The following is a 10,907-nucleotide window of genomic DNA, read 5'->3' on the forward strand; positions in this document are numbered from 1 at the left end:
TTTAATTAGTGAGTTATTTTGATAGTTTCTTTATTCCCATTACTTTTGATATCAAACGGCATTCACAAAATTTATAGTGAAGATTCATTTTATATATACAATTAATGGTGGAAGTACGGTAGGATCTGAACGGTGCAATGATTACCGTCAAAGTAACGCAAGTAAAATGAGCTATAATTATAGTTGGGCATAAACGCTTTATTCATTTGGGCATGACGAAAGACTGTAAAATAAGTTAAAATGTCCAGCTTCATATCAAGTAAAATACCGAGAGTTTTCTATGAGTTTGTATACAAAATATATGGAAGAAATCCAAACCCGTAAAACGGAACTTGGATTAAACCCAAAACCAATCGATAGCGCTGAGCTAGTATCTGAATTAATTGCTCAAATTAAAGATACTAATAACGAGCACCGTAAAGATTCACTGCATTTCTTTATCTTCAATACATTACCAGGAACAACCAGTGCTGCGGGCGTTAAAGCACAGTTTTTAAAAGAAATCATTCTTGGTGAAGAAACGGTAGCAGAAATCACTCCAGATTTTGCATTTGAGCTTCTTTCACACATGAAAGGCGGCCCGTCAATTGAAATGCTACTTGATTTAGCATTGGCCGAAGATGCTAAAATTGCTGCACAAGCTGCCGAAGTTCTTAAAACACAAGTATTCTTATACGATGCTGACATGGCGCGTATAAAAGCGGCATACGAAGCAGGCAACGCAATTGCTAAAGATTTACTAGAGAGCTTTGCAAAAGCTGAGTTCTTTACAAAACTACCTGACATCGAAGAAAAAATAGATGTAGTAACTTACATTGCTGGTGAAGGCGACATTTCAACTGATTTACTGTCTCCAGGTAACCAAGCGCACTCACGTGCCGACCGTGAATTACACGGCCAGTGTATGATCACACCTGAAGCACAGCAAGAAATTGTTGAACTTCAAAAGAAACACCCAAATGCTAAAGTAATGTTGATTGCTGAAAAAGGCACTATGGGTGTTGGTTCATCACGTATGTCTGGCGTAAATAACGTCGCACTTTGGGCAGGTAAACAAGCAAGTCCTTACGTTCCTTTCATCAACATTGCACCTGTTGTTGCAGGTACTAATGGTATCGCACCAATCTTTTTAACCACGGTTGATGTTACCGGTGGTATTGGTCTTGACCTTAAAAACTGGGTTAAAAAAGTCGATGCTGATGGGAATACAGTGACTGATGCAAATGGTGATGCTGTTCTTGAAGAAGCGTACTCTGTTGCCACAGGCACTGTTTTAACAATCGATACTAAAGAGAAAAAACTTTATAACGGTGATAAAGAACTTGTTGATATTTCATCAGCATTCACACCGCAAAAAGTTGAATTCATGAGAGCTGGCGGTTCTTATGCTGTTGTATTCGGTAAAAAACTACAAACATTTGCTGCTGAAACACTCGGCATTGAAACACCGCTTGTTTATGCACCTTCAAAAGAAATTTCACATGAAGGTCAAGGTTTAACTGCGGTTGAAAAAATCTTTAACCGTAATGCGGTAGGTGTATTATCTGATACACCACTTCACGCAGGTTCAAATGTTCGCGTTAAAGTGAATATCGTTGGTTCGCAAGATACAACCGGCCCAATGACATCTCAAGAACTTGAAGCAATGGCTGCGTCAACAATTTCACCACTTGTTGATGGTGCCTATCAATCTGGCTGTCATACAGCGTCAGTATGGGATAGCAAAGCACAAGCAAATATTCCAAAACTAATGGCATTTATGAATAAGTTTGGTCTTATCACTGCACGTGACCCGAAAGGCGTTTACCATGCAATGACTGACGTTATCCATAAAGTACTGAACGACATTACAATTGACGACCGTGCAATCATCATCGGTGGTGATTCGCATACACGTATGTCAAAAGGTGTCGCGTTCGGTGCCGATTCAGGAACTGTTGCGGTTGCCTTAGCTACGGGTGAATCAGCGATGCCAATTCCTGATTCAGTTAAAGTGACGTTTAAAGGCAAAATGGCCAAGCACATGGATTTCCGTGATGTGGTGCATGCAACTCAAGCGCAAATGCTGAAGCAATTTGGTGGCGAAAATGTGTTCCAAGGCCGTATCATTGAAGTTCACATCGGTACTTTAATGGCTGACCAAGCGTTTACCTTCACTGACTGGACTGCAGAAATGAAAGCGAAAGCGTCAATCTGTATTTCAAACGATGAAACATTGATCAAGTCAATTGAACTTGCTAAATCACGCATCCAAATCATGATCAACAAAGGCATGGATAACGAAGCGCAAACACTGCAAGGTCTAATCGACTTAGCTGATAAGCGTATTGCGGGTATCCAATCTGGTGAAGAGCCTGCTCTTTCTCCAGATGACAACGCTAAATACCACGCAGAAGTTGTGGTTGATTTAGACCAAATCGTTGAGCCTATGATTGCCGATCCAGACGTAAATAACGATGATGTATCTAAGCGTTATACTCACGATGTGATCCGCCCTGTTTCATTCTACAATGACAAACCTGTTGATTTAGGCTTTGTTGGTTCGTGTATGGTTCACAAAGGCGATATGAAAATTATTGCTCACATGCTACGTAACCTAGAAAAGAAAAACGGTTCAATTGAATTTAAAGCGCCATTAGTTGTTGCGCCACCAACCTATAACATAGTTGATGAGCTTAAAGCTGAAGGCGATTGGGATATTCTAGCTAAGTACGCTGGTTTTGAGTTTGATGACTCTAAACCTAAAACAGCGGCACGTACTAAGTATGAAAACATTTTATACCTAGAACGCCCTGGTTGTAACTTATGTATGGGTAACCAAGAAAAAGCTGAACCAGGCGATACCGTTATTGCTACATCAACACGTCTTTTCCAAGGCCGTGTAGTAGCTGATACATCTGAGAAGAAAGGTGAATCACTACTGGGCTCTACACCACTGGTAGTACTTTCTACTGTACTTGGTCGCTTCCCGACTATGGACGAGTATAAGTCTGCAGTTGAAGGCATTGATCTAACATCGTTTACACCTGTTGAAGAAGCGATGACAACTAAATATGACGCTGCGCAAGCAGTGCCAGTGAAAGTTGTTAGCTAATTCGATTGAGTTAGTAGTTCAAATAAGCGCGTTTTTATAACGCGCTTTTTTTATGCCTAAAATTTGTTGTTTGTGATTTTAAAGCAACAAGTTACAATTTATCTGCTGGCGTAGTCACAAGAAACGGTGTTATGACAAAACAACTCTATCAATTATCCCAAGACCATTTTATTTTCCCAGATCCACAGTATGCGCTAGATGATCCTGATGGGTTACTAGCTGTAGGAGGCTGTTTATCTGTTGCGCGGTTAAAAAACGCTTACAGTCAGGGAATTTTTCCTTGGTTTAGTGAATACGAGCCTATTATGTGGTGGTCGCCGAGTGAGCGAGGCATTATCGAGTTTGCTGATTTTCATGTCAGTAAAAGTTTGCGTAAGCATTTACGTAAAAACCCCGTGACTGTTACGATTAATACCGCTTTTGATGAAGTGATTGAAGCATGTCAACAACAGCGTATTGACGCCGAAGGGACTTGGATCACAGAAGAAATGCTCAATGCCTATAAACAAGCTCATTTAGACTCTCTGGCTCACAGTGTCGAAATATGGGATAACGGTGTGCTGGTAGGCGGTTTGTACGGCATAATGCAAGCTGGGGTGTTCTGTGGCGAGTCTATGTTCCATTACCAAACCAACTGCTCAAAGCTTGCGATGTGGGCGTTGGTTAATTGGCTTAAACGCCACAATGCTCATTTTATTGATTGCCAACTAGAAAACCCTTATTTAGTTACTTTAGGTGAAAAAATTGTACCTAGAGCTGATTTTTTAACTAAACTTGAACAAGCAGCAAGTTACAAAATTCCAGCAACTATGTGGCAAGCTCAGGAGCTTAAAGCAATTTATGACTGATCATCTTCCCGCTCGCTTAGGTTTAAGCCAACAATTTGATTGCAGCTATTTGGGCGACCGCCAAGAGCAATTACTGGTTATCTTAGATCCCAGCTGTTACAACAGCAGTAAATTTGAAGCCTTACTTGGCTTAGGCTTTCGCCGAAGTGGCGACCAAATTTACCGACCACACTGCCCTGTGTGCAGTGCGTGTAAGTCGGTGCGTGTGTTAGCCAACAAATTTTTGCCGTCTAAATCTCAAAAACGTAAACTTAATAAAGCAAAAACGGTCTTTGAAGTTAAATATTCAGAGCAAGAGCGCGCTGAATATTACCCACTCTATAGTAAGTACATCACCGAGCGTCATCAGGATGGCTCTATGTATCCTCCAGAGCAATCACAATATAAAAGCTTTCTGTTTTGCCATTGGTTACCTATTACATTCATTGAACTATGGCACGCTGACACCTTGGTCGGCGTTGCTGTAACTGATTGTATGGACAATGCAATTTCTGCTATTTATACATTTTTTGATCCTGATTTTGAGCATTACAGTGTGGGCACTTTAATGATTTTAGAGCAAATAAAGTTCGCGCAAGCGTATAATAAAGAACACCTCTACTTAGGCTATCAAATAGACGAATGCGCTAAAATGCGTTATAAAACTCAGTTTTTGCCTGCCGAAAATAGGGTTGGTGATGATTGGCTGGCTATTTAATTTACAAAAATAGCCGCTGTGGCTTTACTTATTGGTGTATTTTGGGCAAAATCTGCATCGTTTAACTATTAAAGAGGTGTTACGCTAAACATGGCGAAAGAAGACGTAATCGAAATGCAAGGGACGGTCCTTGATACTTTACCAAATACAATGTTCCGAGTTGAGCTTGAAAATGGTCACGTTGTTGTGGCTCACATTTCAGGTAAAATGCGTAAAAACTATATCCGTATTTTAACCGGCGATAAAGTTACCGTAGAAATGACCCCATACGATTTATCAAAAGGTCGCATCGTATTCCGTGCTCGCTAAGTTAGTGCGTTAACGAAATATCAAGTTTTTAGCTAAGTTGATTAAGTAACTTAGTTACTTTCTACACAGCTTGAAGCGTTTATTAAATGTAATTGAAAGCACCTGCAGACCATTACATTTAATAAACAAAAAGCCCAGCATTTGCTGGGCTTTTTGTTGTCTACATGATTGTAACGATTATGCAGGCGTTAAATCGGTTTCAAAATCAAAACGCAATTTTTTATCTTTTAGTGACACTTTTACTGTGCCCCCTTCGATTAACTCGCCAAACAAAATCTCATTCGCCAATGGCTTTTTAAGTTGCTCTTGAATAACACGTCCCATGGGGCGTGCACCCATAGCCTTGTCATAACCTTGGTCAGCTAACCATTCACGTGCTTTTGAAGTCAGTTCAAGGTTAACTGATTTTTTATCAAGCTGAGCTTGAAGCTCTACAATAAACTTATCGACCACTAATAAGATCACATCACGCTCTAGGTGGTTAAACCAAATAATGTTATCTAAACGGTTTCTAAACTCAGGTGAGAACACCTTGTTTATCTCGCTCATCGCATCATGAGAATGATCTTGCTCAGTGAAGCCAATTGACTTACGCACAGTCTCTTGTACACCGGCGTTAGTTGTCATTACCACAACTACGTTTCTAAAATCCGCTTTACGACCATTATTATCAGTTAGGGTACCGTGGTCCATTACCTGTAATAAAATATTGTAGATATCAGAATGCGCTTTTTCTATTTCATCAAGCAACACCACTGAGTGTGGGTTTTTAATAACCGCTTCTGTTAGTAAGCCCCCTTGCTCAAAGCCAACATAGCCTGGCGGCGCACCAATTAAACGACTTACAGCATGACGTTCAACGTATTCAGACATATCAAAACGAATAAACTCAACGCCCATACATTTTGCTAGCTGTTTTGTGACCTCAGTTTTACCAACACCCGTTGGCCCTGCAAACAAGAACGAGCCGACTGGTTTATCTTCGTTTGATAAACCTGAGCGAGACAAGCGTATCGCCGAGGTTAACGCGTCAATTGATTGGTCTTGACCAAACACTAACATTTTCAGATTACGATCAAGGTTCTTGAGTGTTTCTTTATCACTCGATGACACGCTTTGCTGTGGAATACGAGCCATTTTCGCGACAATTGATTCTATATCTGCTACACCAATTGTCTTTTTACGTTTTGAGCTTGGTTGTAAGCGTTGACTCGCACCTGCTTCATCAATCACATCGATAGCTTTGTCTGGTAAATGACGCTCATTAATGTATTTGGCACTGAGCTCCGCAGCTGCTTTAAGTGCTTTTTGCGTATAACGAATACCGTGGTGCTCTTCGTAACGTTCTTTTAGACCATTAAGAATTTTGGTGGTATCAGCCACGCTTGGCTCAAGCACATCAATCTTTTGAAAACGACGCACTAAAGCACGGTCTTTTTCAAAGATGTTTTTGTACTCGTTGTAAGTTGTAGAACCCATACAACGAAGTTTACCACTTGATAATAACGGTTTAAGTAAGTTAGACGCGTCCATAACGCCACCTGATGCCGCTCCTGCACCAATAATGGTGTGAATCTCATCGATAAATAAAATCGCGCCTGGTTGCGCCTGAAGCTCTTTAAGCAAGGCTTTAAAACGTTTTTCAAAATCACCGCGGTACTTAGTGCCTGCTAATAGTGCACCCATATCTAACGAGTAAACGACTGCATCAGCTATTACATCCGGTACTTGTTCATTTACAATGCGATACGCAAGGCCTTCAGCAATAGCGGTTTTACCAACCCCAGCTTCACCAACCAGTAACGGGTTATTCTTTTTACGACGACATAAAACCTGTACTGTACGTTCGACTTCGTTATCACGACCAACAAGAGGGTCAATGTTACCTTCAATCGCTTGAGCGTTTAAATTAGTGGTGAAGTTGTCAAGCTTAGAGGGTTCTTCTCCTTGCACTTCTTGCACTTCTTCATGGATATCATCAACATCTTCACCGCCTATTTCATCATCAGATTTAGCAATACCGTGGGAAATAAAATTAACAATATCAAGGCGTGAAATATCGCTCTTTTTGAGTAGATAAACCGCTTGGCTTTCTTGCTCAGAAAATATAGCAACCAGTACATTAACGCCAGTTACTTCGTTTTTGCCCGACGACTGCACATGAAATACTGCACGCTGTAATACCCGTTGGAAACCCAGCGTAGGTTGTGTTTCTCGCTCTTCCTCTAGATCAGGAATAACTGGCGTGGTTTCGTCAATAAATTCTGATAGCTCTGTTTTAAGCGCTGCCATATCAATTGCGCAAGCATTGAGCGCCTCGCTTGCAGAAGGGTTATCTAGTAGTGCAAGTAATAGGTGCTCTACTGTCATAAATTCATGGCGGCGAGTACGCGCTTCACGAAACGCCGCGTTTAAAGTTAGTTCTAAGTCTTTGTTTAGCATTGGCAACCCCTTACTGAGATAAATATATATACCGTTGTGATGGGTATTTTGATCACCCTACCTTGGTATTATTCCTGCTCACAACTACAAAGCAGTGGATGCTCGTTATCACGTGCATAACGGTTTACTTGATCAACTTTGGTATTTGCAACATCTGCGGTATACACCCCACATATTGCCCGACCGTTTTGATGAACTTGTAGCATCACATCTGTTGCTCTATCGCTATCCATATTAAAAAACGTCACTAGTACTTCTATCACAAAGTCCATAGGCGTGTAATCATCATTATTTAAAATGACTTTGTATTTTCGCGGTGGTTGTAGCTTTTGCTTTTCACTGTCGCGAACTGTGTCTAAAACACCTGAATCTTTCATGCCACTCATAATTAAATATAGTCTTGTCTTTGGAACTCAAGCAAACTTGAATAAAAAAATAAATTAATTGTTAAAAAATAGTTTAAAACACTTGACTGATCGTATAAATAAACTACAGTCAATTATAGATTGATTAAACCTTAGTCAGTCTATCAAATTATACGGTTTAGAATAACTAAATTAGTCAACTTATAGAAGGATGTAGAAGTATGGCTTGTGGTAAAGTCAAATGGTTCAATAACGCCAAAGGTTTTGGTTTCATCGTAGAAGACGGCTGCGAGAATGATATATTCGCCCATTACTCAACGATTGTAATGGACGGTTATAAAACACTTAAAGCTGGTCAAGATGTAACATTCGAATTGCAACAAGGTCCTAAAGGCCTACATGCGACTAATATTGCTCCTAACGAAGAGTTAGTGTAGTTGTTATAGAAGTTCGACACTACAAGCGAGCGACCTGTAAAGATCCTCGCTTAACTTCTTTTTCTGATATTTTCTATTCCCTTCTCTATTACAGCTCTGCGCTTTGTTAATTAAATACTTTAAAAGCACAAAATCTGTCCTTAGTCTTGAAATTACTTTTTAATGCCCCAATATTCTATTAGTTATTAGCCCTTTTGTGCCAAGCTTGTTACACTCTTTGTGCTTAAAAAGCCCGAAAATGGCCCTTTAAGTGGTAAAACTATGCTAATGGCTAATTCCATTGGCGGGTTTTTAACATTAAATTTATAGCAGTCCGTCAGGTGTGGTTATTGAATTACAGTATTAACACCTAACAGACTGATCATTGCCAGCATTGGTGATGATATTCTTGCATTGTTGAATATGGCTTTATGCCTACTATCTAGGAATGATGATGACATCAAAAATTATCTATACTAAAACAGACGAAGCTCCGGCACTCGCAACTTACTCTTTGCTACCGATCATTCAAGCATACACAAATGCCGCTGGTGTTGAAGTTGAAACACGTGACATCTCTTTAGCTGGCCGTGTAATTGCAAACTTCCCTGAGTATTTAACCGAAGAGCAACGCATTGGCGATGCATTAGCTGAACTAGGTGAGCTTGCTAAGACACCTGAAGCTAACATCATCAAATTACCAAATATCAGTGCCTCTGTTCCACAATTACGTGCTGTGATCAAAGAACTACAAGCAAAAGGGTATGCTCTTCCAGAATACCCAGCTGAACCAAAAACAGACGAAGAAAAAGCAATTCAAGCGACTTACGACAAAATCAAAGGTAGTGCAGTAAACCCTGTATTACGTGAAGGTAACTCTGACCGTCGTGCGCCAGGTTCTGTTAAAGAGTATGCACGAAACAACCCACATTCAATGGGTGCATGGAGCAAAGAGTCTGCTTCATACGTTGCTAGCATGAGCGAAGGCGATTTCTTTGGTTCTGAGAAATCAGTAACGGTTGAGCAAGCAACAGATGTACGCATTGAGCACGTTGCTAAAAATGGTGATGTGTCTGTTCTTAAGCAAAGCACTCCGTTACTTGCAGGTGAAGTCATTGATGCATCATCAATTAGCGCAGCTAAATTACAAGCTTTCTTAGCAGCTGAAATTGATTCTGCAAAAGAAAAAGGTGTATTGTTTTCATTACATATGAAAGCAACCATGATGAAAGTATCGGACCCAATCATCTTTGGTCACGCTGTTAAAGTATTTTATAAAGACGTATTTGCAAAACATGGCGAGTTATTTGAAGAGATAGGTGTTGATGTAAATAACGGTCTTGGCGACGTATATTCTAAAATTCAATCTTTAGACGAGGCAAAACGCACTGAGATCGAAGAAGATATTCAAGCTGTTTATGCACAGCGCCCTGCTATCGCAATGGTTGATTCAGACCGTGGTATCACTAACCTCCATGTTCCAAGTGATGTGATCATTGATGCATCTATGCCTGCAGCAATTCGTTCTAGCGGTCAAATGTGGAATAACGATGGTAAATTACAAGATACTAGCTTTGTAATTCCAGATCGTTGTTACTCAAGTATTTACCAAGCAACTATCGACTTCTGTAAAGAGCACGGTGCATTTGATCCGACCACTATGGGTAGCGTGCCAAATGTTGGCCTTATGGCGCAAAAAGCAGAAGAATACGGTTCTCACGACAAAACATTTGAAGCAAAAGCTGACGGTGTGATTCGTGTTGTTGATGCTAACGGCACTACTTTACTAGAGCACAATGTTGAGCAAGGCGATATTTGGCGCATGTGTCAGGTTAAAGATGCACCAATTCAAGATTGGGTTAAACTTGCAGTAAACCGTGCTCGCGCTACAGGTAACCCAGCTATTTTCTGGCTTGATGAAAACCGTGCACACGATGCGCAAATCATCAAAAAAGTAAATGCATATTTACCAAACCACGATACTGATGGTCTTGATATTCAAATTTTAGCACCTCTTGAAGCAACTCTTTTCTCACTAGCGCGCATTAAAGAAGGTAAAGACACTATCTCAGTAACGGGTAACGTATTACGTGATTACCTAACTGATTTATTCCCAATTCTTGAGCTTGGTACAAGTGCGAAAATGCTGTCTATCGTACCACTTATGAATGGCGGTGGTTTATTTGAAACGGGTGCAGGTGGTTCAGCGCCTAAGCACGTACAACAGTTCGAAAAAGAAAACCACTTACGTTGGGATTCTCTAGGTGAGTTCTTAGCTTTAGCTGCTTCACTAGAACATTTAGCAGTGAATACAGATAACAAAAAAGCACAGGTACTTGCAGATACACTTGATAAAGCAACGGGTACTTTCCTTGCAGAAAACAAATCACCTTCTCGTAAAGTAAAAGAAATTGATAACCGTGGTTCTCACTTCTTCTTATCTTTATTCTGGGCTCAAGAACTGGCTAAGCAAGACGATGATGCAGAGCTTAAAGCTCAGTTCACTCAAATTGCTAGTGACTTAGAAGCACAAAAAGAGCAGATCGTATCTGAGCTTAACAATGCACAAGGTGTTGCGGTAAATGTAGGTGGTTATTTCCAACCTAACGATACGTCAGCATTTGAAGCAATGCGCCCAAGCGCAACATTTAACGATATTCTAGCTAAACTAGTTTAATCGCTAATATGTACAAAAGGCGCTCACTGAGCGTAATGCCAGTCAGTTAAGCTGACTGG

The 10,907-nt window shown here is 40.4% G+C and carries 8 protein-coding genes; 6 read left to right on the forward strand and 2 right to left on the reverse strand.

All coding sequences use genetic code 11. From position 1 onward, the window contains the following. Positions 1 to 280 precede the first annotated feature (280 nt). The 4 genes from B5G52_RS16445 to infA all read left to right on the forward strand — a co-directional run bounded on the left by B5G52_RS16445 (position 281) and on the right by infA (position 4,948). Positions 281 to 3,094: a bifunctional aconitate hydratase 2/2-methylisocitrate dehydratase gene (locus B5G52_RS16445; protein WP_087533739.1), complete on the forward strand. Its 2,814-nt coding sequence runs from the start codon at positions 281 to 283 to the stop codon at positions 3,092 to 3,094. Positions 3,095 to 3,225: 131 nt separating this feature from the next. After that, positions 3,226 to 3,942, forward strand: a complete 717-nt coding sequence (gene aat / locus B5G52_RS16450; protein ID WP_087533740.1) for a leucyl/phenylalanyl-tRNA--protein transferase — start codon at positions 3,226 to 3,228, stop codon at positions 3,940 to 3,942. Then, positions 3,935 to 4,639: an arginyltransferase gene (locus B5G52_RS16455; RefSeq protein WP_087533741.1), complete on the forward strand. Its 705-nt coding sequence runs from the start codon at positions 3,935 to 3,937 to the stop codon at positions 4,637 to 4,639. The genes aat and B5G52_RS16455 overlap by 8 nt, the downstream gene beginning before the upstream one ends. Positions 4,640 to 4,729: 90 nt before the next feature. Beyond that, positions 4,730 to 4,948: a translation initiation factor IF-1 gene (gene infA / locus B5G52_RS16460; RefSeq protein WP_002962494.1), complete on the forward strand. Its 219-nt coding sequence runs from the start codon at positions 4,730 to 4,732 to the stop codon at positions 4,946 to 4,948. Between the two features lie 177 nt (positions 4,949 to 5,125). On the opposite strand, the gene clpA is transcribed toward infA, so the two are convergent. Continuing rightward, complete coding sequence (gene clpA, locus B5G52_RS16465; protein WP_087533742.1) at positions 5,126 to 7,390, reverse strand: ATP-dependent Clp protease ATP-binding subunit ClpA; 2,265 nt, start codon at positions 7,388 to 7,390, stop codon at positions 5,126 to 5,128. Positions 7,391 to 7,458: 68 nt separating this feature from the next. Further along, entirely contained in the window at positions 7,459 to 7,767 is a 309-nt protein-coding gene (clpS, locus tag B5G52_RS16470; protein WP_176372570.1) for an ATP-dependent Clp protease adapter ClpS, read from the reverse strand. 209 nt (positions 7,768 to 7,976) lie between these two features. On the opposite strand from clpS, the gene cspD reads away from it, so the two are divergent. Next, entirely contained in the window at positions 7,977 to 8,192 is a 216-nt protein-coding gene (gene cspD / locus B5G52_RS16475) for a cold shock domain-containing protein CspD (RefSeq protein ID WP_058558936.1), read from the forward strand. 433 nt (positions 8,193 to 8,625) lie between these two features. After that, positions 8,626 to 10,848 (forward strand): NADP-dependent isocitrate dehydrogenase, encoded by a 2,223-nt coding sequence (locus B5G52_RS16480; RefSeq protein WP_087533744.1) that lies wholly within the window; start codon positions 8,626 to 8,628, stop codon positions 10,846 to 10,848. Positions 10,849 to 10,907 lie beyond the last annotated feature (59 nt).

It is taken from the genome of Pseudoalteromonas sp. A601 (genome assembly GCF_002165575.1).
Lineage (GTDB): Bacteria > Pseudomonadota > Gammaproteobacteria > Enterobacterales > Alteromonadaceae > Pseudoalteromonas.

Excerpts from the sequence above, each read along its gene's own strand:
- B5G52_RS16445 (WP_087533739.1), top strand. The coding sequence starts at position 281 with ATGAGTTTGTATACAAAATATATGGAAGAAATCCAAACCCGTAAAACG.
- aat (WP_087533740.1), top strand. The coding sequence starts at position 3,226 with ATGACAAAACAACTCTATCAATTATCCCAAGACCATTTTATTTTCCCA.
- B5G52_RS16455 (WP_087533741.1), top strand. The coding sequence starts at position 3,935 with ATGACTGATCATCTTCCCGCTCGCTTAGGTTTAAGCCAACAATTTGAT.
- infA (WP_002962494.1), top strand. The coding sequence starts at position 4,730 with ATGGCGAAAGAAGACGTAATCGAAATGCAAGGGACGGTCCTTGATACT.
- clpA (WP_087533742.1), bottom strand. The coding sequence starts at position 7,390 with ATGCTAAACAAAGACTTAGAACTAACTTTAAACGCGGCGTTTCGTGAA.
- clpS (WP_176372570.1), bottom strand. The coding sequence starts at position 7,767 with ATGAAAGATTCAGGTGTTTTAGACACAGTTCGCGACAGTGAAAAGCAA.
- cspD (WP_058558936.1), top strand. The coding sequence starts at position 7,977 with ATGGCTTGTGGTAAAGTCAAATGGTTCAATAACGCCAAAGGTTTTGGT.
- B5G52_RS16480 (WP_087533744.1), top strand. The coding sequence starts at position 8,626 with ATGACATCAAAAATTATCTATACTAAAACAGACGAAGCTCCGGCACTC.